Genomic DNA, 23308 nt, shown 5'->3' with positions numbered 1-23308 from the left:
AGTGTGCAAATGAAAGATTCGGCTTACAAGGATCACCTAGGCCGCCCGATCGTCGCAGTGACGGGTGTCGGTATCATTACCTCGCTGGGGCAGGGCCTGAAGGACAACTGGTCGGCACTGACGGCCGGTACCTCAGGCATTCATGCGATCAATCGCTTTCCGACCGAGGGGCTTTCGACCCGCATCGCTGGCACCGTCGATTTCATCGACATTCCGGTCGCAAACGCTGTCGAACGCTCCTATGCGTTCGCCCGGGAAACCACGATCGAAGCGCTCGCCGATGCTGGTATCAGCGGTGATTTTGACGGACCGCTGTTCCTGGCCGCGCCGCCGATCGAACCGGAATGGAGTGCGCGTTTCGAACTCGCCGACCGTTCGCCGCCGGCCGATCACGCCGGAGACGCCTATGACCGGTTCCTGGCTGCCATGCGCCAGCGTCCTGATGCTGCTTTCCATGAGGCATCGCTGTTCGGTGCAATTTCCGAACGCCTTGCTGATCGGTTCGGCACACGCGGCCTGCCGGTAACGCTGTCGACGGCCTGTGCGTCGGGGGCGACGGCGATCCAGCTCGGCATCGAGGCAATCCGCCAGGGCCGCACCTCGCGCGCACTCGCTGTCGCGACCGACGGCTCGGTAAGCGCAGAGGCACTCATCCGCTTTTCGCTGCTTTCGGCACTCTCCACGCAAAACGATCCGCCGACCAAGGCCTCCAAGCCGTTCAGCAAGGATCGCGACGGCTTCGTCATCGCCGAAGGCGCCGCCACCTTGGTGCTGGAATCTCTCGAAGCGGCCGTCGCGCGCGGCGCGAAGATTCTCGGCATCATGAAGGGCGCCGGCGAAAAGGCCGACTCCTTCCACCGCACCCGTTCCTCTCCGGATGGCGGTCCGGCGATCGCGACGATCCGCGCAGCGCTGGCCGATGCCGGCATGGGTGAGGGCGATATCGGCTACATCAATGCGCATGGCACCTCGACGCCTGAAAACGACAAGATGGAATATGCCTCCATGCTGGCGGTATTCGGTGAGCGGATGGCGTCCATTCCGCTGTCGTCCAACAAGTCGATGATCGGCCACACGCTGACGGCCGCCGGTGCGGTTGAAGCGGTGTTCTCGTTGCAGACGATGCTGACCGGCACGTTGCCGCCGACGATCAACTACACCAACCCCGATCCATCGATCGTTATCGACGTGGTGCCCAACAAGAAGCGGGAGAGCCAGGTCAGCGCCGTACTGTCCAACTCCTTCGGCTTCGGCGGGCAGAACGCCAGCCTTGTCATGGCGCTCGAACCGGCTTAATCGGTTCCCAACAAAACATCGAGATAGAACGCCCTCGCGGCGAAGGACTTTGCTATGCGCGCTTTGCAACTGATTGACGATCGCAAGCTTGAGATCACCGACCTGCCGGAACCCGAGGCTCCGGGCGCAGGTGAGGTTACACTGCGCGTCAAGGCAGTGGCTCTCAATCACATCGACGTCTGGGGCTGGCGCGGCATGGCGTTTGCGAAACGCAAGATGCCGCTCGTTATCGGTGCGGAAGCTGCGGGCGTTGTCGAATCGATCGGACCCGGCGTTGCCAATGTCCTGCCTGGCCAGCTGGTCTCGATCTACGGCGCGCGCACCTGCGGCCTCTGCCGTCCGTGCCGCGAGGGACGCGACAATCTCTGCGAACATGTTTCCGGCGTTCATGGTTTCCATCTCGATGGTTTCGCGCAGGAGAAGGTGAACCTGCCGGCACGCCTGCTCGTTCCGGCACCTCCCGGCGTCGACGCCATCGGTGCGGCACTTGCTCCGGTAACCTTTGGAACGGTCGAGCACATGCTGTTTGACAACGCAAAGCTCGAGCCGGGTGAAACCATCCTGGTGCACGCGGGCGGCTCCGGCATCGGCACTGCGGCGATCCAGCTGGCCAAAAAGATCGGCTGCACCGTCATCACGACTGTCGGCTCCGACGACAAGATCGAGAAAGCCAAGGCGCTCGGCGCCGATCACGTCATCAACTACCGCACCGACCGCTTCGAAGGCGTCGTCCGCAAGCTGACCAAGAAGAAGGGCGTCGACGTCGTTTTCGAGCACGTCGGCAAGGATACGTGGGCCGGTTCGATGCTCTCGATGAAGCGCGGCGGCCGTCTTGTCACCTGCGGTTCGACCTCCGGCGTTTCTACCGACATCAACCTTATGATGCTCTTCCAGCAACAGCTGAAGCTGCTCGGCTCCTTTGGTTGCCGTATGGAGAACATGGCTGACGCCATGCAGAAGATGGCGCGCGGACTGGTCCATCCTGTCATCGACACCGAAGTAAGCTTCGCTGACATCGACCGCGCATTGGAGCGGATGGAATCGCGTCAGATCTTCGGCAAAATCATCCTCAAGATGGATTGAGCCCTTGAAGCTCTTCATCACGCGGATCGTCCTTGCGCTCGATCACTTTCGCCAGTGGTTGATCGCGCAGACCATGTTCGGTTTCCTGAACTTCCTGAAGCTGTTTCCCGCCGACGGTGCGATCAACTTTGCGGATTGGCTGACGCGCAAACTCGGGCCACGCATGAAGCGCCACCGCCTGATGCTCGCCAATCTCCGCAACGCCTTTCCTGAGAAGAGCGAGGCGGAGATCCAGGAGATTGCGTTGGCGAGTTGGGGAAACATGGGGCGGCTTGCTGCCGAGTATGTATTCCTCGACAGGCTGTTCGACTTCGATCCTGAACGCAATGAACCGGGCAGGGTGGAAGTCTCGGGGATACCGATCTTCCTCGATCTGCGCGACAATCCGCGACCGTTTATCGTTTTCACAGGGCATACAAGCAATTTCGAACTGCTGCCGGTGGCCGGCGCGGCGTTCGGTCTCTATGTGTCCGTCCTCTTCCGTCCGCCGAACAATCCGTATGTCGCGCAGAAAGTTTTTGATTTTCGGAGCGCCCGAATGGGTAAGCTGGTGCCGTCTCACGCCGGCTCGTCTTTTGCGTTGGCGCGGCAGTTGGAGGCCGGGCAGGGCGTGGGCGTGCTGGTCGATCAGAAGTTCCGCAAAGGTCTGAACACCAAGTTCTTCGGGCTCGATGTGAAGACCAACCCGCTGCTCGGCAAGCTCGTGCGCCAGTTCAACTGCGAGGTTTATCCGGCGCGCTGCATCCGGCTGCCGGGCAACCGCTATCGGCTGGAAATCGAGCCGAAGATTGAGATGCCTCGGGATGCCAACGGCAATCTCGATATGGTCGCGACGGCGCAACTCCTAAACGACAAGGTGGAAAGCTGGGTGCGGGAATATCCCGAACAGTGGCTCTGGTATCACGATCGTTGGAAGATAAAGCACGACGTGCTGTAGGCCGGCGTCGATCCCTACATCTTATCATTGAAAAAGAGGGGCATGCGTTCATTGAATATGAACATGCGTCATGTTACCGATTACCATCAAGGCGAGTGGCTAGGCGTCGGCGGTTTCAACTTCCGTAACGCAAGCTCAGCCGATCTCTCGGTCGCATTCCCTTAAGGAATGCATTGGAGGCGTCTTGCTAGGGCTTTTTCGGGCGTTCTCATTGTGTTGTGCGCAGATCGACGCAGCAATCGCTGCGGGCGACGATGCGCGCGTCAACACGCTCGATTGCTCAATCGAGCCTCTTGTCGATGCTATCCTTGGATACAAAGCCGCAAATATTCTCGAAGTTCATACGCAGCTCGAGTTCGTCGGCTGCCTTATCGACCAGTATTCTGAAGACAGCGAATCTGTGCGCGCCTATGTCGCGCTGCTTTGCGACCTTCTGGAAAAGTACTTCGGCGGAGCGACACCGCGTTGGCGCATGCCGCCCGTCGAGCGGCTGCCTGTGGCTGCCCCCCTTGCGTTTACGCCGAACGTCGACAACGGCAACTTCCTGAATGCCGCGATCCTGGAGGCGATACCGGACCGCGTCGCGGTGCTGACGCGGGATTATCGCTATCTCTATTCCAACACGGTCAACTCGGCATATCTCGGCAGGAAGCCGATCGATATGATCGGCCGTCACGTGATCGAGTTCATTGGCGATAAGCGCTTTTACGAGGGCGCGAAGGCGAAGCTCGACGCTTGTTTTGCCGGGTGCGGGAGCGATTACGCTTACGAACGCCGCGACAGCGACGCCGTGAAGACGGTTCGCTGTCGCATGTCGCCGCTGCACGATTCCTCAGGGGGCGTGATCGGGGCGCTTATCATTCTCCAGCATGCGGGGGCGACGGCCTCGACCGTCGCTGCCTAATCAACTCTTCGTCCACACGGCAAGCTCATACCCATTCGGGTCGCTGAAGTGAAACCGGCGACCGCCGGGAAAGCCGGTGATCGGGCGAACTATTTTTCCGCCGGCACCTTCCACGCTTGAAAGGGCGGCTTCCAGATCGTGCGCATAAAGGATCACGAGCGGTCCGCCAGGCCTCGGAGTGCCCAGCGTCGTAAAGCCACCTTTTAGTCGTCCGTCATCGAATTCGCAGTACTCGGGGCCGTAGTCGGTAAAAGACCAGCCGAAAGCCCTGCCGTAGAATGCCTTGGAGGCTTCTATATTGCCGACGTTGAATTCGACATAGTCGATGCGTCGGTCGTCCGTTGCTGCCGTCATGATTGTCTCCTATCCTTCCATCAATGCCTTCAATGCCGCGAGATCTTTCGCGATATGGGCGGCATCGGCCTCGAACTGCTCATCCGTCATGCCCGGGATACGCACCAGCGTGAACATGACCTCGCAGCCGTCGCCGTTTGGCACGATCCGGAGAGCGTTGTAGACGCGCAATCCGCTCTCGATCGTCACCGTATGGTCGATGACGCCGAACTCGTTGTGCGGGACGAAACTGACCTTCACCGTGCCGAGCGCGCCTGTGGCAATCCAGTCATCGCCGTTGCGCTCCAGCCCTGAGGCCAATCCTGACGCCCAGAGCGGCATATTCTCCGGGGCGGCGGCAAATGCATATACGTCACGCCAATTCCTGTCGATGGAACGGTGAATGATCCTTGCGGGCATCGTAGACATGGCGCTTTCCCGTATTGCTCTAAATGGAGATAGCAGAACAGACCGTTTCGTATTGAAGAAAACGGACATTCAGCCGGCTATCTGTTGCTGAAGCTGCATTGGTGTCAGCGTGGAGATTTCCCGTGCGTCGCGGGTCATATGAGCCTGATCGGCATAGCCGGCCGCTACGGCCAACGCCGCGAGCGGAAGGACCTTGCTGCTCCGGCAGAGGCCGAGCATGCCCTGAAACCGGCGAATTCGGACGAGCGTCTTCGGCCCGTAGCCGAAATGAGTGTGGCAACGTCGGCGAAGCTGGCGCGCGCCGATGGAGAGTTCGTCGAGCATCACATCGGCCACGTTCTCGGACTTCGAAATATCGCTCGCCCGCGCAAATACTGAGCCCATATCGCTTGCCGGTGGCTGGCGTTTGGTGGCTTTCTGCTCGAGCGCCGCCTTCAACTGCAGCAGCCGTTCATGCGGTTCGGCACAGCCGCTCAGCAATTCATTCAATCTCAGCGCCGGCGCGCCCCAGAAATCCTCCAGAGGAATTGACTGGCCGACGATGTCGCAGAGCGGCACCTTGAGCCACTCGGCCGCTGCGCCCGGGGCGAAGCGCGCGCCCATTATTCTCTCGCCACCGGCAAGGAACGGGAAAGCACTGCTGCGGTCCGGCCCTGCGACCACAAGCCTGCCGCCCATCCAGACGATGTCGCAATAGCGTCCGGCACGATCGCGATCCTCTGATTGGCTCCGTCACGGATATCATGTGACCAAAGGCAGCAAAAATGGGGTCCAAGCACAGGCGAGGGCGCATACTCCCTGTATCGGCCAGCGCGTGTGGCCAGAACGGCATCCTCTTGTGGTGCTGCGCTGCTCATCCGTTCTCTTCCTGTGGGACCAAGAGGGAATATGGCTTAGTTTGCAGTGCCGGCAATACGAGGCCGATTCGAAGCCGAATCGAACTTGCCGTTTGAGCCAGAGAGTGCCACAACACCGGTCCAAAATGACTCATCGGAGGTGTATCGTGGAAAAGGCAGAAATCGGGCTGATCGGCCTTGCCGTTATGGGTTCCAACCTGGCGCTCAACATTGCGGAAAAAGGCAACAAGATTGCCGTCTTCAACCGCACGCCTGAGAAAACGGATGAATTCTACGAAAGCGCCGGCGATCTCAAAAAGCAGATCATTCCCTGCAAGACGATCGAAGAATTCGTCGACGCGATCCGCCCGCCACGCCCCATCATCATCATGATCAAAGCCGGCGAGGCCGTCGATCAGCAGATGGAAGCGCTGCGCCCGCATCTCTCCAAGGGCGACATCATGATCGATGCCGGCAATGCGAACTTCCGCGACACCATCGCACGTTTCGAGCGCCTGAAGAACACCGACCTGACCTTCATCGGCATGGGTGTGTCGGGTGGCGAGGAAGGGGCGCGCCATGGTCCTTCGATCATGGTCGGCGGCACCGAAGACTCCTGGAAGCGCGTCGAGAAGGTTCTGACCTCGATCGCCGCCAAGTACAACGACGACCCTTGCGTTGCTTGGCTCGGCAATGACGGCGCCGGCCATTTCGTCAAGACAATCCACAACGGCATCGAATATGCCGACATGCAGATGATTGCCGAAATCTACGGCATCCTGCGCGACGGTCTCGGCAAGAGCGCCAAGGACATCAGCGGCATCTTCGGCGAATGGAATAAGGGCCGCCTGAACTCCTATCTTATCGAAATCTCCGAGAAGGTGCTGGCCGCGACCGACCCGGTTTCCGGCGGTTCGATGGTCGACATGATTCTCGACAAGGCCGGTCAGAAGGGCACCGGTAAGTGGTCGGCGATCGAAGCCCAGAACATGGGCATTCCGGCAACCGCGATCGAGGCCGCCGTCGCCGCTCGCAGCCTGTCATCGATGAAGACCGAGCGCGAAGCCGCCGAGAAGATCTTCGGCAAGCCGGAATACAAGTTCCCGATCGCCTACGGACCGGAGCTCAACAAGGATTTGGAACTGGCGCTGTTTGCCGCCAAGATAGGTGCCTATGCGCAGGGCTTCGCGGTCATGGCGGAAGCGTCGCGCGAGTTCAACTGGTCGCTGCCGATGCCTGTTATCGCCAAGATCTGGCGTGCCGGCTGCATCATTCGTTCGCAGTTCCTCGATGAGATCACCTCGGCCTTTACCAAGGCCCCGGACGCTGCAAACCTGATCGTGACGTCGGCTTTCTCCGAGATGGTCAAGGAATCGCTGCCTGCCCTGCGCCGCGTGGTTGGTGCCGCACTGCAGGCCGGCCTGCCGGTTCCGGCGCTCACCTCGGCTCTGACCTACTTCGATGCCTATCGCCAGGGCCGCGGCACTGCCAACCTGATCCAGGCGCAGCGCGACTTCTTCGGCGCACACGGCTTTGATCGCCTCGACGGCAAGGACTTCCACCATGGCCCGTGGGGCAGTGGTGCGGCGACGTACTAAGTCTTTTAAAAGACCAGCCGGGTTTGCCCGGCTGGCCAGGCGTTCCTAGGATTGGTACGCCGGGAATGCCGTGTCAGAAGCGAATATCCGCCATCGGGCGGACCAGGATGCGGGCGCTGCCGGCATCGAAATCGTCGAGCGTTTCGTTGTGGTGCGCGACGATATCGGCGAAGTTCAGTGTATCGGAATCGGCCGTCGTATGGCCATCACCAACCAGTGTAACATCAAAGCCCAGCGACACCGCACGCCTGACTGTCGTGTCGACGCAAAACTGCGTCATGCAGCCGCCAACGATCAGATGCGTGACATTTCGCTCTGCCAATCGGTCGGCAAGATCCGTTTCGAAAAACGAGTCCGAGCTCTTCTTGTGAACAACGGTGTCGCCCTCGGCAGGCGAGAGTTCCGACCGGATGGCCCAGCCGTCAGTGCCAACAGCCAGTCGATGACCGGGATCGCCGTCGTGCTGGACGAGCACGACCGGTGCCTCGACGCGATGGGCCTCGGCACGAAGCGACTGGAGCCGTGAAACCGTTTCATTCAGCGCAGCATCGATGATGGGTTGGCGCTCGGGAGTGCCTTTTCCCGCAAGGATGGCGTTTTGTACGTCGATGATCAGCAGTGCCGTCGTCATATCCAGTGCGTCTCCGCTGTGATTGCTTGTCACTCTACCGCCACCAGATAGGGTTGGCGCGCCGATGGTCTATCTGCTCCTCCGCGACCAGACGGGCTGGCTGATGCTTTGCAGCAGCTCCGGCTCGATTCCGTCGATGCGCGCGATGACCGCCTTGGCCATTTCCCGCCCGGCATGGCGGACATCCTCATAGGCGGTGATGATCTCGGGACGGATCCAGTTGAGGATCGGCGCCGATTCCTTGGAGACCATGTCGACATCGTGGCCAAGTCGCTTGCCGGCGGCCTCGATACCGGCGTTGACGGCGATGGCGGCGCTTCCGGCTGAGCACACGATTCCGTCAGGCGCATTCGGCGCGCGCATCATCACCTCGACGGCATTGCGGATTTCCTCTAGCGGGTTGTCGATCGTGACGCGTAACGGCACTTCCTCGGCTCCGTAGTCATGCAGTCCGGTCTGAAATCCGATGCGCGTGTGCGTGTAGTACGTCAGCTTGCTTGGAGGCTGGAGCAGCGCAATGCGCTTGCGGCCCCTGCCGACCAGCTTCTCGACGGCCTGATGGGCGAAAGCCTCGTTGTCGAAGTCGTGAAACGGATGGGTGAGGCCGGCATCGGTGCGCCCGTGCGTGGCAAAGGGCATATTGTGCTCTGTGAGCAGGCGAACACGTGGATCGTCGGGCTCGATGCGCGAGATGATGACGCCGTCGGCGGACCCCGTTTCCAGGATGTAGCGTACCGGCAGCATCGGATCCTTGCTGTGGGAGTGCGGCGTGACGACGATATGGTAGGGTGTCCCGGTCAACACCTCCGAGATGCCGAATACCATCTGGCTGCTGAAGCCCATGATTTCCTCATCGATGCTCAGCACCAGCGCAATGACGTTGGTCTTGCCGGTTCGCAGGCGCACGCCGGCCCTGTTCGGCTGGTAGCCAAGCTGGCGGGCGACCATGCGCACGCGTTCCTTGGTCTCCGCACCGATATCAGGAGCATCCTTGAGCGCGCGCGATACCGTCGTCACGCCGAGCCCGGTCATGAAGGCAATCGTTTTCAGTGTCGGCCGCTCTCGAGTTGCCTCGGAGACCGCTCCTGCAAAATTCGCTTTGTTTTCCATCCCTCTAGACCGTCCCGCGCGATTTGGTCCCGCTTATAGTGTCTTTTCGGAGCGCTGTAAGCATGGAGCGCTGTAAGCATGAAGAACGCAAAAGCCGCTCCTCCTCTAAGAAGCAAAATCTGTAACGATACAGTTGAAATGTCGAGCACTTTTTATTGAGGGCAGATTATAGGTGCCCGTATTGGTTGAAATCGCTAATTTTTCCCGAATTTTGTGCATGTGCGAAGGACGGCCCGGTGGAATGTTGCCGCATGATTGATAAAAATTCATATTTATCAGTTATATAGTTAAATTGTGCAAATGCTCGTTCCGTTTGCTCACCTTTGAGGCGACCTGTCGAAAATCAGCACATTCCAACAGGCACTGGTAGCAAATGGTCGCCAGGAGGAAAATTTTCGAGGCGGGCTGTTGCGCCGAAATATCGATTGAACTAAGTTTTTCCGGCAACGTTTCAGTGAGGGAGGAGAACTCATGAATTTTCGTTTGATGGCGGCTGCACTTGCCGCTTCCGTCGTACTGCCGCTCGGTGCGGCGAACGCGACCGATCTTGAAGTCACCCATTGGTGGACATCCGGCGGCGAAGCTGCTGCCGTGGCGGAACTCGCAAAGGCATTCGATGCGACCGGCAACAAGTGGGTCGACGGCGCAATCGCCGGTTCCGGCGGTACCGCGCGTCCGATCATGATCAGCCGCATCACCGGCGGCGACCCGATGGGTGCGACACAGTTCAACCACGGCCGCCAGGCGGAAGAACTGGTTCAGGCTGGGCTGATGCGCGATCTGACCGATGTCGCTACTGCCGAGCACTGGAAGGACATCATCCGTCCGTCGAGCTTGCTCGATTCGTGCACGATTGACGGCAAGATCTATTGCGCCCCGGTCAACATCCACTCCTGGCAGTGGCTGTGGCTCTCGAATGCAGCCTTCAAGAAGGCCGGCGTCGAAGTACCGAAGAACTGGGACGAATTCGTCGCTGCTGCTCCGGCGCTTGAGAAGGCCGGCATCGTCCCGCTCGCCGTCGGTGGTCAGCCGTGGCAGGCTGCCGGCGCGTTCGACGTGCTGATGGTTGCCATCGCCGGCAAGGATACCTTCCATAAGGTATTCAAGGACAAGGACGCTGAAACGGCTGCCGGTCCGGAGATCGCTAAGGTCTTCAAGGCTGCCGACGATGCTCGCAAGATGTCGAAGGGTAGCAACGTTCAGGACTGGAACCAGGCAACCAACCTCGTCATAACAGGCAAGGCCGGTGGCCAGATCATGGGTGACTGGGCGCAGGGCGAGTTCCAGCTGGCCGGTCAGAAAGCCGGTTCCGACTACACCTGCCTTCCGGGCCTCGGCGTGAACGAGATCATCTCCACGGGTGGTGATGCCTTCTACTTCCCGCTGCTTAAGGACGAAGCCAAGTCGAAGGCGCAGGACGTTCTCGCCAAGACGCTTCTCGATCCTAAAACGCAGGTTGCCTTCAACCTGAAGAAGGGCTCGCTGCCGGTGCGCGGCGACGTCGACCTCGCAGCCGCCAACGACTGCATGAAGAAGGGTCTCGATATTCTGGCCAAGGGTAACGTGATCGAAGGTACGGACCAACTTCTGTCGGCTGACAGCCAGAAGCAGAAGGAAGACCTCTTCTCCGAGTTCTTTGCAAATCCGTCGATGACGCCGGAAGCCGCTCAGAAGCGCTTTGCCGAAATCATCGCTTCTGCCGACTGATCGTCGCATTCCGACGCTGTTGCTACCTGGCTCCGTTCAACGGAGCCGGGTTTGCCCGGAATTCCCATCGTGATCCGGGTGGCTGCAGCGCTCGATGCCGGCGCGTGCTGTGCACGGTCGACCGGTTTCGGTGCGGGAGTGAGAAGAGGAGGCGACCGGCAGGAGGTTCGCCGCTCTGGATCACAGAGGAATTGCGATTCAGGAGGAATTACAATGACGGGTCAAGCGAAAGCAGGCCGGCCAAATCAGTTACTGCGCAATCTGAATTCGAAGATTGCATCCATCCCCATGATCCTCACCGCCCTCGTTATCTTTCTCGGCGGCACGGTTTGGACGGTATTCTATTCATTCACCAACTCGAAGCTTCTTCCGCGGTTGAACTTCGTCGGTTTCGATCAATACCAGCGCCTTTGGGCTGCTCCGCGCTGGATCGTCTCCATCGAGAACCTTGCCGTCTACGGCGTTCTCTCGCTCATTTTCAGCCTTGTCATCGGCTTCGTGCTGGCGGCGCTGATGGACCAGAAGATCCGGTTCGAGAATACGTTCCGCACGATCTTCCTTTACCCCTTTGCCCTGTCCTTCATCGTGACGGGTCTCGTTTGGCAGTGGGTTCTCAATCCGGAGTTTGGCATCCAGTCGGTGGTGCGTTCGCTCGGCTGGACGAGCTTCACCTTCGATCCGCTCTATACGCCGAGCATCGTCATTTACGGTGTTCTGATCGCAGCACTCTGGCAGGGAACCGGGCTTGTCATGTGCCTGATGCTCGCCGGTCTGCGCGGCATCGACGAGGATATCTGGAAGGCCTCGCGCGTCGACGGTATCCCGATGTGGAAGACCTATCTGTTCATTGTCATTCCGATGATGCGGCCGGTGTTCATTACCACGCTCGTCATCATCGCCAGCGGCATTGTCAAGGTCTACGACCTCGTGGTGGCGCAAACCAGCGGCGGTCCCGGTATTTCGTCGGAAGTGCCCGCCAAGTACGTCTACGACTACATGTTCCAGGCGCAGAATCTGGGTCAAGGCTTCGCGGCATCGACCATGATGCTTGTGACCGTCGCAATTATCATCGTTCCCTGGGCTTATCTGGAATTCGGGGGAGGGCGTAAACGTGCCTGACACCATTGCTCTCAAGAACACGGATACCGGTATCGTGACGGACAAGACACTTTCCGGGCCGCGTGGCCCGAAGCCGAAGCGGGTGATTTCTCCGCGCAATATCATGCTCTACGGCACCCTTTTCGTCGCTGCGGCCTATTACCTGCTGCCGCTCTACGTGATGATTGTCACGTCGCTGAAAGGGATGCCCGAGATCCGTCTTGGCAACATCTTCTCACCGCCGGTCGAAATCACCTTCGAGCCTTGGGTCAAAGCATGGGCGACAGCCTGCACCGGCCTCAACTGCGACGGCCTTTCGCGTGGCTTCTGGAACTCGGTGCGGATCACGGTTCCTTCCGTGGTCGGCTCAATCGCAATCGCTTCGGTGAATGGCTATGCGCTTGCCAACTGGCGCTTCAAGGGATCGGAGCTGTTCTTCTCCATCCTCGTGATCGGTGCATTCATTCCCTACCAGGTCATGATCTATCCGATCGTCATCGTACTGCGTGAACTGGGGATCTACGGCACGCTGACCGGCCTGATTATCGTCCACAGCATCTTTGGCATGCCGATTCTGACACTGCTTTTCCGCAACTATTTCGCATCGTTGCCGCAGGAGCTGTTCAAGGCGGCGCGCATCGACGGCGCGGGCTTCTGGCAGATCTTCCTGAAGATCATGGTGCCCATGTCGCTGCCGATCTTCGTCGTCGCAATGATCCTGCAGGTCACCGGCATCTGGAACGACTTCCTCTTCGGCGTCGTCTTCACCCGGCCGGAATATTATCCGATGACCGTCCAGCTCAACAACATCGTCAATTCTGTCCAGGGCGTGAAGGAATACAACGTCAACATGGCCGCAACGATCCTCACGGGTCTGGTGCCGTTGGTTGTGTATTTCGTGTCAGGGCGACTTTTCGTCCGCGGCATTGCCGCTGGCGCAGTGAAAGGCTGATCCATGAATTCGAGCGTTTCCATCAAAGATCTGTCGTTGAACTTCGGCGCGGTGAGCGTTCTCAAGGATCTCAATCTCGAGATCAATGACGGTGAATTCCTCGTGCTGCTCGGATCGTCCGGTTGCGGCAAGTCGACCTTGCTGAACTGCATTGCCGGTCTGCTGGACGCGTCCGACGGTCAGATCTTCATCAAGGGCAAGAACGTCACTTGGGAGGAACCCAAGGATCGTGGCATCGGCATGGTGTTTCAGTCCTACGCGCTCTATCCGCAGATGACGGTCGAGAAGAACCTGTCCTTCGGCCTGCAGGTCGCCAAGATCCCGCAGCCCGAGATCGACAAGCGCGTGGCACGCGCTTCGGAAATCCTGCAGATCCAGCCGCTTCTGAAGCGCAAGCCGGCCGAGCTTTCGGGCGGTCAGCGTCAGCGCGTGGCGATCGGTCGTGCGCTGGTGCGCGATGTCGACGTGTTTCTCTTCGATGAGCCGCTTTCGAACCTCGATGCCAAGCTTAGGTCGGAACTACGCGTCGAGATCAAGCGCCTGCACCAGTCGCTGAAGAACACAATGATCTACGTTACCCACGACCAGATCGAGGCGCTGACGCTCGCCGATCGTATCGCGATCATGAAGAGCGGCATCATCCAGCAGCTCGCCGATCCGACGACGATCTACAACAGGCCGCGCAATCTCTTCGTTGCCGGCTTCATCGGTTCGCCGTCGATGAATTTCCTGCGCGGTGAGATCACCAAGCAGGGCGACCAGACGTTCTTTTCTGCCAATGGCGTAAACTTCTCTGTCGCAGACTATAACACACCCGAAGTGCTGCGGGCCGGCCGCAAGGTTATCCTCGGCGTTCGTCCGGAACATGTGAAGGTCAACGAGAATCTCGGTGCCGAGGTTCACGATGCGACCGTCGACATCGAGGAACCCATGGGCGCCGACAACCTGCTGTGGCTGAAGCACGCCGGCCACACGATGTCGGTGCGCATCAACGGCGCACGCCGCTTCAACCCTGGCTCTGCCGTCAAGCTCGGCTTCGATATGTCGCTGGCGTCGATCTTCGATGCCGAGACCGAGCTTCGCCTTTAGAAACCGCAAATGCGGGCGGAGCCACCGGTTCCGCCCGTTCGTCAAATCGGCCATCAGGCCACCAAGTTCGGCTGCGGCCCGCGGGTGCGGGCATTCCCAAGCGCAGCCCGATCGGGATAATGCTATGACATCCTTGCCGACAAATGGGTTTAACCTCGACCTGTCCGGATCGTGGACGCTCACCTCAGCCGAGGGCGATGTCACGACATCCATCACGCTGCCGGGCGATGTGCACACGGCACTTCATGCCGCCGAGCTCATTCCCGATCCATATTTCGGCCGCAACGAGGAGGTCGTTCAGTGGGTGGCGCACCGCGACTGGGTGCTTGAGCGTAGCTTCACACTGTCGGAGCTAAACGGCGACTGGTTTCTCGATATCGACTATCTCGATACCGTGGCTGCCGTCTTCATCAACGGCTCGCCAGTGCTGCTCGCAGATAACAGCTTTCGGCGCTATCGACCTGACGTCGGCGGCCAGTTGAAGGCCGGCGACAACGTTATTCGCGTCGTCCTGCATTCAGGCATTGCAGCCGGTGCCGACCGACAGGCCAGGCAGCCTTTCTACATTCCCTATTCGACGGGCAATTCGCCGATCCCCAACGGCAACATGCTGCGCAAGCCGCAGTGCCATTTCGGCTGGGACTGGAACATCGCGATTGCGCCGCTTGGGCTTTATGGCACGATCGCCCTGCGCAAGCTCGAGACGGCTCGCATCGAGCACGTCACGACGCGGCAGGTTCACAATCTCGACGGTTCCGTGGATCTGCAGGTCAGCGCGACGTTGTTTGCCAAGAACCCCGGCATCGTGCCGCTACATTTCTCGCTTGATGGCGAGCGCGTTCGCCTCGACGTCGGCGTCGGTACCGGCGAGACGGTGGTCAATCATGTCTTCGAGATCGACAAGCCGCGGCTCTGGTGGCCTGCCGGCAGCGGCGAGCCGGCGCTTTATGCACTGACGGTCGATCTGCCAACGGATGCGGTGACCAAGCAGATCGGCCTTCGCACGGTCGAACTCATCACGACGCCCGATGCTGCCGGCAGCCGCTTTGCGCTGAAGGTCAATGGCCGCGAAATCTTCTGCCGCGGCGCCAACTGGATCCCGGCCGATGCGCTGTTCTCGCTGTCCAGCCCGGAGAAGACCGAGGATCTCTTACAGTCGGCCAAGTCCGCCAACATGAACATGATCCGCGTCTGGGGCGGCGGCTTTTACGAGCACGACCATTTCTACGATCTCTGCGACCGGCTCGGCCTCATGGTCTGGCAGGACTTCATGTTCGCCTGCAACCTTTATCCCTCGACCGAGGACTTCCTCGACAACGTCACGCTCGAAGTCGATTATCAGGTGCGTCGGCTGTCCTCGCATCCCTCGATCGCACTCTGGTGCGGCGACAACGAGCTGGTTGGCGCACTGACCTGGTTCGAGGAATCGAGGAAGGACCGCGACCGCTATCTCGTTTCCTACGATCGCCTCAACCGGACGATCGAGCAGGCGATGAAGAAGGCGGCACCCGATGCCATCTGGTGGCCGTCGAGCCCGGCGTCGGGCTATCTTGATTTCGGCGATGCCTGGCATGCCGACGGTTCCGGCGATATGCACTATTGGTCGGTCTGGCACGAGAACAAGTCGTTCGACAATTACCGCACCGTGCGCCCGCGCTTCTGCTCGGAATTCGGCTTCCAGTCCTATACGTCGCTGCCCGTCATCAAGACGTATGCCGACGCGAAGGACATGAACGTCGCTTCGCCTGTGATGGAGCTGCACCAGAAGAATGCCGGCGGCAACGAGCGCATAGCCGGCACGATGTTCCGATACTTCCGCTTCCCGAAGGATTTTCCGAATTTCGTCTATCTCTCACAGATCCAGCAGGGTCTGGCGATCAAGACGGCGGTGGAATACTGGCGGTCGCTGAAGCCGCATTGCATGGGCACGATCTACTGGCAGCTGAACGACACATGGCCTGTCGCCTCTTGGTCGAGCCTCGACTACGGCGGGCGTTGGAAGGCGATGCACTATCTGGTGAAGCGCTTCTTCCAGCCGGTCGCGGTCGCGGCGATCCCGTCCGAGGATGGCAAGCAGATCCGCTTCTCGCTGGTCAACGATACGCTCGCCGAAGTCAGCGTCGACCTGTCGATCTCGATCCTCGACATGAAGGGCGAGCGCAACCACCTGAGGGACGTCCAGGCCGTCTGCACGCCGGATGCCGCGGTTACCGCCGCATCCATCGATGTGGCAGATCTGCCTGCGGGCACGCTGCTTGCGTGGCGCTTCACGGCGTCGAACGGCATGGGCGGCGAGGGGCACTATGTCCATGGCACCTATAAGGCGCTGGAACTCGAGCCCGCCGGCCTGATGGTTACGCACGAATATGTCGAGGAGGCCGGCTCCGTCTGCCTCAACGTCACCGCCAAGGGACTTGCGCTCTTCGTGATGATCGAGACCGACACCGAGGGCAAGTATTCCGACAACGCCTTCGATCTGGCGGCGGGCGAGACGCGCCGCATCACCTTCGCCCCGGCCAGGCCGCTCGAGGGCGGCACACTGCCGGAATTCCGTTTCTACGACCTGCAATCTTGTCAGTCCGTGGATTAACCCTGACTGAAATGCAATGGGCACGAGGCCCGAGGAGGAATGATGACGAAACTGAGTTTCCAGCTTTACAGCGCCCGCAACTTCCAGCCCTATTCGGCGATCTTCGAAAAGCTCGGCAAGGCCGGCTATCAGGAAGTCGAAGGCTTTGGCGGCATCTACGCGGATCTCGACGATGCCGGCTTGAAGAGCCTGCGCGCGGAACTCGACAAGAACGGCCTGACGATGGCAAGCGGCCACTTCAGCCCGGATTTCCTGGATGGCGAAGTTCAGAAGTCGCTGAACATTGCAAAGATCCTCGGCATGGACTCGATCTATGCTCCGCATCTGGCGGCCGATCAGCGCCCGACCGACGGTGCCGGCTGGCTCGCATTCGGCAAGCGCCTGCATGAGATGAGCAAGCCCTACAAGGACGCCGGTTATGAATTCGGCTGGCACAACCACGACTTCGAGTTCGTGAAGCTCGCCGACGGCTCGCTGCCAATCGAGCGCATCTTCGAAGGCGCCCCTGACATTTCCTGGGAAGCCGATATCGCCTGGGTCGTCCGCGGCGGTGCCGATCCCTTCGCATGGATCGAAAAGCTCGGCTCGCGCATCACCTCGGCCCACGTCAAGGACATCGCCCCATCAGGTGAGAACAAGAGCGAGGACGGCTGGGCCGATGTCGGCCACGGCACACTGCCTTGGGCAAAGCTCATCGCAGCACTCAAGGACACCACGACCAAGCACTACGTCGTCGAGCATGACAATCCGGCCGATGTCGATCGCCTGATCACCCGCTCGATTGCATCCTTCAAGACCTACTGAGGCACACCATGACCAAGGAACTTGGCGTCGGCATCATCGGATGCGGCAACATCTCCACCACCTACTTCTCGCTTTCGCCCCTGTTCAAGGGGCTGAAGGTTTTGGCCTGCGCCGATATCAACGTGCAGGCTGCCCAGGCCCGCGCCGAAGAATACGGCGTCAAGGCGCAGACGATCGACGAGCTTCTTGCCAATGATGAGATCGACGTCATCGTCAACCTGACGATCCCCGACGCGCATTTTCCGGTTTCGAAGGCGATCCTCGAAGCCGGCAAGCACGTCTATTCAGAAAAGCCGCTGGTCCTCACCCTCGAACAGGGTGAGGAGCTGCGACGCATTGCCAAGGAGAAGAACCTTTCCGTCGGTTGCGCGCCGGATACCTTCCTCGGCGGCGCGCATCAGCTTGCCCGCAAGTACATCGACGAAGGCGGCATCGGTCGCGTCACCTCGGGTGCCTGCTACGTCATGAGCCCGGGCATGGAGATGTGGCATCCGAACCCGGACTTCTTCTTCCTGCCCGGCGGTGGCCCGATCCTCGATCTCGGCCCGTACTACATCGCCAACCTGATCAACCTGATCGGTCCGGTGAAGCGTGTCGGCGCCATGACCTCCATGGCATCGGAAACCCGCACGATCACCAGTGCGGCGCGCAGCGGCGAGATCATCCCGGTCAAGACGCCGACGACGATCCAGGCGATCCTCGAATTTGTGAGCGGCGCGACCGTCACGCTGACGGCGAGCTGGGATGTATGGTCTCACCGCCATGCGAACATGGAGCTCTATGGTACCGACGGTTCACTTTACGTGCCGGATCCGAACTTCTTCGGCGGCGTCGTCGAGGCCAGCGGCCGCGACAAGGAGATCAAGGCGCTCGTCGGCTGGGAGCATCCGTTCGGCATCTTCAACCAGGAGAGCCCGCAGGGACCGCGCGCAAACTACCGCACCGCAGGTCTTGCCGACATGGCGATGGCGATCATCGAGGGCCGCGATGCGCGTTGCTCGCTCGACCGCACGCTGCACGGCGTCGATGTCATGACCTCGATCCTGAAGTCGGGCGAGGATGGCCGTTTCATAGAGCTGACGACGACCTGCACGCAGCCGGCCGCACTCGGCATCGAAGAGGCGCAGGCGCTCTTGAAGTAAGCGACCAAAGGACTATGGTCCGGCGCGGGCGACAAGCCCGCGCCTTTTTGCTTAAAGGATCAGAATTATGAGCTGGCAACCGGCTTCCGACCGCTATTCAAAGATGAAATATAACCGCACAGGCCGTTCCGGACTGAAGCTGCCGGCCGTCTCCCTCGGCCTCTGGCACAATTTCGGCGGCGACACGCCGCATGACCGCAAGATCGACATGTGCCGCACGGCCTTCGACCTCGGCATCACCCATTTCGACCTCGCCAACAACTACGGCCCGCCTCCGGGCAGCGCCGAGACCGCCTTCGGCGAGATCCTGCGCACCGAATTTGCCGGCCTGCGCGACGAGCTGATCATCTCGTCCAAGGCCGGCTACGACATGTGGCCGGGCCCTTACGGCGAGTGGGGCAGCCGCAAGTATCTGATCGCTTCCTGCGATCAGAGCCTGAAGCGCATGGGCCTCGACTATGTCGATATCTTCTATTCGCACCGCTTCGACCCGGATACGCCGCTCGAAGAGACCTGCGGCGCGCTCGATCATATCGTGCGTTCGGGCCGTGCGCTCTATGTCGGCATCTCCTCCTACAATTCGCAGCGTACGCGTGAAGCGGCAGCGATCCTCAAGGATCTCGGCACGCCATGCCTGATTCACCAGCCGAGCTATTCCATGCTCAACCGCTGGGTCGAGGACGACAAGCTGCTGGATACGCTGGATGAGGTGGGCATGGGCTCGATCGTGTTCTCGCCGCTGGCGCAGGGCATGCTGACGACCAAGTATCTCGGCGGTATTCCGCAGGATAGCCGCGCGGCGCAGAACCACTTCCTCAAGAAGGACTTCATCCGTCCCGCAATCATCGACAATATCCGCAAGCTCAATGAGATCGCCGAACGCCGCGGTCAGACGCTGGCGCAGATGGCGATTGCCTGGGTGCTGCGCGGCGACCGCGTGACGTCGGCGCTGATCGGCGCCAGCCGCTCGTCGCAGATCGTCGATTGCGTCAAAGCGCTCGATAATCTCGAATTCACGGCAGACGAACTCAAGGAGATCGATGGCTACGCCCGCGAGGCTGACATCAATCTCTGGGCAAAGTCTGCGGAACGGGAATAAATCCTAGCGCCCGGAACGATCTTCCGGGCGTTTTTCATATGCATTTTGATGTACGTGCTGCAAATCCAGCGTGTGTGGGAGGAGATGTCACCATGATCCGCAATCCTATTTTGCCGGGCTTCAACCCCGATCCGTCGATCTGCCGCGTCGGCGACGATTATTACATCGCCACCTCGACCTTCGAGTGGTATCCCGGTGTGCAGATTCACCACTCGCGCGATCTGGTCAATTGGACGATGGTGCGGCGTCCGCTTGAGCGCCAGTCGCAACTCGACATGCGCGGCAATCCGGACAGTTGCGGCGTCTGGGCGCCCTGTCTTTCCTATGCCGACGGTTTGTTCTGGCTTGTTTATACCGACGTCAAACGCTTCGACGGCAATTTCAAGGACGCGCACAACTACATCGTCACCTCGGCTGATATCGCGGGCGAGTGGTCCGAACCGGTCTACGTCAACTCTTCCGGTTTCGACCCCTCGCTGTTCCACGACGAGGACGGCCGCAAGTGGTTCCTCAACATGCAGTGGAACCATCGCACCGAGAGCTTCGGCGGTGCGCCGAAATCGCCGGCCTTCGACGGCATCCTGCTGCAGGAGTGGGACGCGGCGACAAATTCGCTGAAGGGGCCGACCAAGAACATCTTCGCCGGCAGCCCGCTGGGCTTGGTCGAGGGCCCGCATCTCTTCAAGCGCAACGGCTATTACTACCTGACGACCGCCGAGGGCGGCACCGGCTATGATCATGCCGTCACGATGGCTCGTTCGCGGACGATTGACGGCCCCTACGAGCTGCATCCGAACAGGCACCTGATCACGTCAAGGGATCATCCCGAAGCCATTCTGCAACGGGCAGGGCACGGCCAGTATGTCGAGACGCCGGACGGTCAGGTCTACCACACCCATCTCTGCGGCCGCCCGATGCCGCCCAAGCGTCGCTGCACGCTCGGCCGCGAAACGAGCCTGCAGAAGTGCGTGTGGAAGGAGGATGGCTGGCTTTATCTCGAAAACGGCACGACTGTTCCGGATGTCACCGTGCCGGGACTGACTGGTGCAGTGCCTGTCGAGAAGCCGGTGCGCAGCGAATACTCCTTCGATGGTGTCACTCTGCCTGAAGATTTCCAGTGGCTTCGAACGCCAAAGCCTGAGCGCATCTTCAACCTCACCGATCGCGCAGGTCATCTGCGACTGATCGCGCGCGAAAGCATCGGCTCGTGGTTCGAACAGTCTCTCGTTGCCCGTCGCCAGGAGAACCACAGCTTCCGGGCGGAGACTGTCGTGGAGTTCGATCCCGACACCTACCAGCAGGTTGCCGGCCTGACCCACTATTACAACAGGTATAAGTTCCATGCGATCGGCGTCACCCTGCACGAGAAGCTTGGACGGTGTGTCACGGTCTTTTCGTGTGATGGCGATTATCCGAACAGCCGCCTCAGCTTCCCGGCCGGCAGCGGCGTTGCCATTCCGGCCGAGGGACGCGTGCAGCTTTCCATGGAGATCCGAGACAACGACCTGCAGTTGTTCTGGCAGACGGAAGGGAAGGGCGCGTGGCAGCCGATCGGTCCGGTGCTCGATGCGGGCATCGTTTCCGATGAGGGCGGGCGAGGCGAGCATGGCTCCTTTACCGGCGCATTCGCCGGGGTCTTTGCCTTCGATACCTCAGGCCGCGCGAAGACAGCGGATTTCGACTGGTTCAACTACGAAGAGCTTTGATAGATATGCGACATCGCCCGGAAATGCCGGGCGATGTCGCAATCTTTAATTTAGAATATGCTTCTAAGCATATGTTATTATTACAGAAGTTTAATTTAAACTTCAGTTTCAGTTCATCATTTGGAGCCTAGGTTCGGGCCGTGTTCAACACGAGGAACCTCCCATGAAAAAGCTCACCACCGTCCTTCTCGTTGCTGCCGTACTTGCTGCTCCGCTGCTGGCAACGACCGAAGCGAGCGCTCAGGATCATCGTCGGCCGGTTGTCGTGGAGCGCGACGTTCACGTTACGAAATATCGCTGGACGCGCGGTCACCGCATGACACCCGTCGAACGCCGCCATATGCGTGACGTGCGCGACTATCACCGTTATCGCTTGTCGGCTCCGCCACGCGGTTATCGCTGGGTGCGGGTCGATAACGACTTCCTGCTCATCGGCGCCGTCAACGGTGTGATCGCGAACGTCGTCATTCGCTAAACGGCCACGTCAGGAAAGGCGGCTCCGGTGCCGCCCTTCTCATTCAATCGGACGCTTGTTTGCGGGTCTCCAGCAGACGCTGTACGAAAGCGGCCAGCAGGTTTGCAGCGCCAGACTGTGTTTCGACCGGCGGCGGCGCCGTCAGTCCGTCTATCGGGGGAAGCTGCTCACACTCCTCACAACGGCAGCGATAGGCTTTTGCGGCTTTTGTCGTCACGCGGCGAGTTCTCCCCAGCTCGCGAACGGATCCGGCAGTGCGCGCCACTTTTCCGGTGCAAAGGTCTCTTCCGGCACAAGGCAGCCGTCAAGCCTTTGCCGTATCCAATCTTCGTCCATCGGATCGCTGCCGATGAAGACGATCTCCTGTCGGCGGTCGCCCCAGACCGCGTCAAGATAGGGAGATATGGTAGCCAGGAAGCGCTCGTCCTCCGGCCATCGCTCACGCGGCACCGACGCCCACCAGAGCCCCATCCTCGCTGTTCGCAGGAGCCCCCCGGCTTGGCTGACTTCGCCGACATGATGAGGGCGCGTTGCAAGCCAGAAGAACCCTTTCGCTCGGACAACGCCCGGCCAGGCAGAGTCGAAGAAGCGCTGCAGCTTGGTGGGGTCGAAGGGCCGTCTTTCCCGATAGACGAAGGAGCGGATGCCGTACTCCTCCGTCTCAGGTAAGTGCTCGGAAAAGCCGTGCAGTTCCTTGTACCAGAGCGGATGCGTCTCGGCGCGATCGATGTCGAAACGTCCTGTCCCGAGGACCTCACCAAGATCCACTTGGCCGAAGTCGGTCTCGATCAGCCTGGCGTCGGGATTAAGTCCGACGATGATTTGACGCACTGCCTGGCGTTGTGCCGGCGTCACGGTGCTGATCTTGTTGAGGATGATCACATCGGTGAATTCGATCTGCTCGACCAGCAGATCGATGATGGTGCGATTGTCGCCGTCGCCCGCGGTTTCGCCGCGATCAGCTAGAAAGTCTGCGGATGCATAGTCCGAGAGCAGGTTGGCGGCATCCACAACCGTCACCATCGTGTCAAGCCTCGCAACGTCGGAGAGGCTGGCGCCGTTCTCATCGCGGAATTCGAACGTCGTCGCCACCGGCAGAGGTTCGGCAATGCCAGTCGATTCGATCAGGAGGTAGTCGAAGCGCCCCTGTTCCGCCAGGTTGCGGACTTCCTTCAGGAGATCATCTCTCAGCGTGCAGCAGATGCAGCCGTTCGTCATTTCCACGAGCTGTTCGCCGGTCCGTGACAGGTTGGCACCGCCGTCGCGCACGAGGGCTGCGTCGATGTTGACCTCGCTCATGTCGTTGACGATGACGGCGACGCGCAGGCCTTGCCGGTTTGCGAGGATGTGGTTCAGCAGCGTTGTCTTGCCGGCTCCGAGGAAACCAGACAAGACCGTTACGGGAAGTCTCCTATCCATCTTTGATCTCCGATATGTTATAATATTACATTTGATTAGCTGGAAAAGGCGGGCTCCGGGCCCGCCTTTT

The 23308-nt window shown here is 60.0% G+C and carries 20 protein-coding genes and 1 pseudogene; 15 read left to right on the top strand and 6 right to left on the bottom strand.

Features of this window, described 5'->3' with window-relative positions:
* The first annotated feature begins 9 nt into the window (after positions 1-9).
* From ACSQ9D_RS09080 to ACSQ9D_RS09065, 4 genes are all read left to right on the top strand, one after another.
* Complete coding sequence (locus ACSQ9D_RS09080) at positions 10-1296, top strand: beta-ketoacyl-ACP synthase (RefSeq protein WP_037123809.1); 1287 nt, start codon at positions 10-12, stop codon at positions 1294-1296.
* Between the two features lie 54 nt (positions 1297-1350).
* The gene (locus ACSQ9D_RS09075) at positions 1351-2379 is read left to right on the top strand and encodes a zinc-binding dehydrogenase (protein WP_436281951.1); all 1029 of its coding nucleotides are present in this window, start codon (positions 1351-1353) and stop codon (positions 2377-2379) included.
* A 4-nt stretch (positions 2380-2383) separates the two neighbouring features.
* On the top strand, positions 2384-3316 hold the full coding sequence (locus ACSQ9D_RS09070; protein WP_436281950.1) for a lipid A biosynthesis lauroyl acyltransferase: 933 nt from the start codon (positions 2384-2386) through the stop codon (positions 3314-3316).
* 184 nt (positions 3317-3500) lie between these two features.
* Entirely contained in the window at positions 3501-4220 is a 720-nt protein-coding gene (locus ACSQ9D_RS09065; RefSeq protein WP_436281949.1) for a PAS domain-containing protein, read from the top strand.
* Here ACSQ9D_RS09065 and ACSQ9D_RS09060 read toward each other — a convergent pair whose 3' ends face one another.
* The 3 genes and pseudogenes from ACSQ9D_RS09060 to ACSQ9D_RS09050 form a co-directional block, all read right to left on the bottom strand.
* Positions 4221-4574, bottom strand: coding sequence for a VOC family protein (locus ACSQ9D_RS09060; protein WP_037123817.1), 354 nt, complete (start codon positions 4572-4574; stop codon positions 4221-4223).
* Positions 4575-4583: 9 nt separating this feature from the next.
* The gene (locus ACSQ9D_RS09055) at positions 4584-4982 is read right to left on the bottom strand and encodes a polyketide cyclase (RefSeq protein WP_047519588.1); all 399 of its coding nucleotides are present in this window, start codon (positions 4980-4982) and stop codon (positions 4584-4586) included.
* Between the two features lie 69 nt (positions 4983-5051).
* Positions 5052-5839, bottom strand: a pseudogene (locus ACSQ9D_RS09050) (helix-turn-helix domain-containing protein).
* Positions 5840-5964: 125 nt separating this feature from the next.
* Here ACSQ9D_RS09050 and gndA point away from each other — a divergent pair.
* Positions 5965-7416: an NADP-dependent phosphogluconate dehydrogenase gene (gene gndA / locus ACSQ9D_RS09045; protein ID WP_436281948.1), complete on the top strand. Its 1452-nt coding sequence runs from the start codon at positions 5965-5967 to the stop codon at positions 7414-7416.
* A 73-nt stretch (positions 7417-7489) separates the two neighbouring features.
* On the opposite strand, the gene ACSQ9D_RS09040 is transcribed toward gndA, so the two are convergent.
* Positions 7490-8047, bottom strand: coding sequence for a cysteine hydrolase family protein (locus ACSQ9D_RS09040; protein ID WP_436281947.1), 558 nt, complete (start codon positions 8045-8047; stop codon positions 7490-7492).
* Positions 8048-8116: 69 nt separating this feature from the next.
* Complete coding sequence (locus ACSQ9D_RS09035) at positions 8117-9157, bottom strand: LacI family transcriptional regulator (protein WP_037119362.1); 1041 nt, start codon at positions 9155-9157, stop codon at positions 8117-8119.
* Between the two features lie 471 nt (positions 9158-9628).
* Between ACSQ9D_RS09035 and ACSQ9D_RS09030 the strand changes: the two genes are divergently transcribed.
* From ACSQ9D_RS09030 to ACSQ9D_RS08985, 10 genes are all read left to right on the top strand, one after another.
* Positions 9629-10864: an ABC transporter substrate-binding protein gene (locus ACSQ9D_RS09030; RefSeq protein WP_436281946.1), complete on the top strand. Its 1236-nt coding sequence runs from the start codon at positions 9629-9631 to the stop codon at positions 10862-10864.
* A gap of 213 nt (positions 10865-11077) precedes the next feature.
* Positions 11078-11983: a carbohydrate ABC transporter permease gene (locus ACSQ9D_RS09025; RefSeq protein ID WP_037119360.1), complete on the top strand. Its 906-nt coding sequence runs from the start codon at positions 11078-11080 to the stop codon at positions 11981-11983.
* Positions 11976-12914, top strand: coding sequence for a carbohydrate ABC transporter permease (locus ACSQ9D_RS09020; RefSeq protein ID WP_024312896.1), 939 nt, complete (start codon positions 11976-11978; stop codon positions 12912-12914). Before ACSQ9D_RS09025 ends, ACSQ9D_RS09020 begins: the two co-directional genes overlap by 8 nt.
* A 3-nt stretch (positions 12915-12917) precedes the next feature.
* The gene (locus ACSQ9D_RS09015; RefSeq protein ID WP_436281945.1) at positions 12918-14003 is read left to right on the top strand and encodes an ABC transporter ATP-binding protein; all 1086 of its coding nucleotides are present in this window, start codon (positions 12918-12920) and stop codon (positions 14001-14003) included.
* Between the two features lie 124 nt (positions 14004-14127).
* Positions 14128-16593 (top strand): beta-mannosidase, encoded by a 2466-nt coding sequence (locus ACSQ9D_RS09010; protein WP_436281944.1) that lies wholly within the window; start codon positions 14128-14130, stop codon positions 16591-16593.
* Between the two features lie 42 nt (positions 16594-16635).
* Complete coding sequence (locus ACSQ9D_RS09005; RefSeq protein WP_436281943.1) at positions 16636-17397, top strand: sugar phosphate isomerase/epimerase family protein; 762 nt, start codon at positions 16636-16638, stop codon at positions 17395-17397.
* 8 nt (positions 17398-17405) lie between these two features.
* Positions 17406-18539 (top strand): Gfo/Idh/MocA family protein, encoded by a 1134-nt coding sequence (locus tag ACSQ9D_RS09000; protein ID WP_436281942.1) that lies wholly within the window; start codon positions 17406-17408, stop codon positions 18537-18539.
* A 67-nt stretch (positions 18540-18606) separates the two neighbouring features.
* Positions 18607-19638: an L-glyceraldehyde 3-phosphate reductase gene (gene mgrA / locus ACSQ9D_RS08995; protein WP_436281941.1), complete on the top strand. Its 1032-nt coding sequence runs from the start codon at positions 18607-18609 to the stop codon at positions 19636-19638.
* 92 nt (positions 19639-19730) lie between these two features.
* Positions 19731-21344 (top strand): glycoside hydrolase family 43 protein, encoded by a 1614-nt coding sequence (locus tag ACSQ9D_RS08990; RefSeq protein ID WP_436281940.1) that lies wholly within the window; start codon positions 19731-19733, stop codon positions 21342-21344.
* 163 nt (positions 21345-21507) lie between these two features.
* Positions 21508-21819, top strand: a complete 312-nt coding sequence (locus tag ACSQ9D_RS08985) for an RcnB family protein (protein ID WP_436281939.1) — start codon at positions 21508-21510, stop codon at positions 21817-21819.
* A 213-nt stretch (positions 21820-22032) separates the two neighbouring features.
* On the opposite strand, the gene zigA is transcribed toward ACSQ9D_RS08985, so the two are convergent.
* Positions 22033-23238 carry a zinc metallochaperone GTPase ZigA gene (gene zigA, locus ACSQ9D_RS08980; protein ID WP_436281938.1) on the bottom strand — a complete coding sequence of 402 codons (1206 nt, stop codon included), beginning with the start codon at positions 23236-23238 and terminating at the stop codon, positions 22033-22035.
* Positions 23239-23308 lie beyond the last annotated feature (70 nt).

Source organism: Rhizobium sp. LjRoot258 (assembly GCF_964254185.1).
GTDB lineage: Bacteria > Pseudomonadota > Alphaproteobacteria > Rhizobiales > Rhizobiaceae > Rhizobium.
This window is presented reverse-complemented; position numbering and strand designations above follow the sequence as displayed.

Coding starts and splice junctions, on each gene's coding strand:
- ACSQ9D_RS09080 (WP_037123809.1), top strand. CDS start 10: ATGAAAGATTCGGCTTACAAGGATCACCTAGGCCGCCCGATCGTCGCA.
- ACSQ9D_RS09075 (WP_436281951.1), top strand. CDS start 1,351: ATGCGCGCTTTGCAACTGATTGACGATCGCAAGCTTGAGATCACCGAC.
- ACSQ9D_RS09060 (WP_037123817.1), bottom strand. CDS start 4,574: ATGACGGCAGCAACGGACGACCGACGCATCGACTATGTCGAATTCAAC.
- ACSQ9D_RS09055 (WP_047519588.1), bottom strand. CDS start 4,982: ATGTCTACGATGCCCGCAAGGATCATTCACCGTTCCATCGACAGGAAT.
- gndA (WP_436281948.1), top strand. CDS start 5,965: ATGACTCATCGGAGGTGTATCGTGGAAAAGGCAGAAATCGGGCTGATC.
- ACSQ9D_RS09040 (WP_436281947.1), bottom strand. CDS start 8,047: ATGACGACGGCACTGCTGATCATCGACGTACAAAACGCCATCCTTGCG.
- ACSQ9D_RS09035 (WP_037119362.1), bottom strand. CDS start 9,157: ATGGAAAACAAAGCGAATTTTGCAGGAGCGGTCTCCGAGGCAACTCGA.
- ACSQ9D_RS09030 (WP_436281946.1), top strand. CDS start 9,629: ATGAATTTTCGTTTGATGGCGGCTGCACTTGCCGCTTCCGTCGTACTG.
- ACSQ9D_RS09025 (WP_037119360.1), top strand. CDS start 11,078: ATGACGGGTCAAGCGAAAGCAGGCCGGCCAAATCAGTTACTGCGCAAT.
- ACSQ9D_RS09015 (WP_436281945.1), top strand. CDS start 12,918: ATGAATTCGAGCGTTTCCATCAAAGATCTGTCGTTGAACTTCGGCGCG.
- ACSQ9D_RS09010 (WP_436281944.1), top strand. CDS start 14,128: ATGACATCCTTGCCGACAAATGGGTTTAACCTCGACCTGTCCGGATCG.
- ACSQ9D_RS09005 (WP_436281943.1), top strand. CDS start 16,636: ATGACGAAACTGAGTTTCCAGCTTTACAGCGCCCGCAACTTCCAGCCC.
- ACSQ9D_RS09000 (WP_436281942.1), top strand. CDS start 17,406: ATGACCAAGGAACTTGGCGTCGGCATCATCGGATGCGGCAACATCTCC.
- mgrA (WP_436281941.1), top strand. CDS start 18,607: ATGAGCTGGCAACCGGCTTCCGACCGCTATTCAAAGATGAAATATAAC.
- ACSQ9D_RS08990 (WP_436281940.1), top strand. CDS start 19,731: ATGATCCGCAATCCTATTTTGCCGGGCTTCAACCCCGATCCGTCGATC.
- ACSQ9D_RS08985 (WP_436281939.1), top strand. CDS start 21,508: ATGAAAAAGCTCACCACCGTCCTTCTCGTTGCTGCCGTACTTGCTGCT.
- zigA (WP_436281938.1), bottom strand. CDS start 23,238: ATGGATAGGAGACTTCCCGTAACGGTCTTGTCTGGTTTCCTCGGAGCC.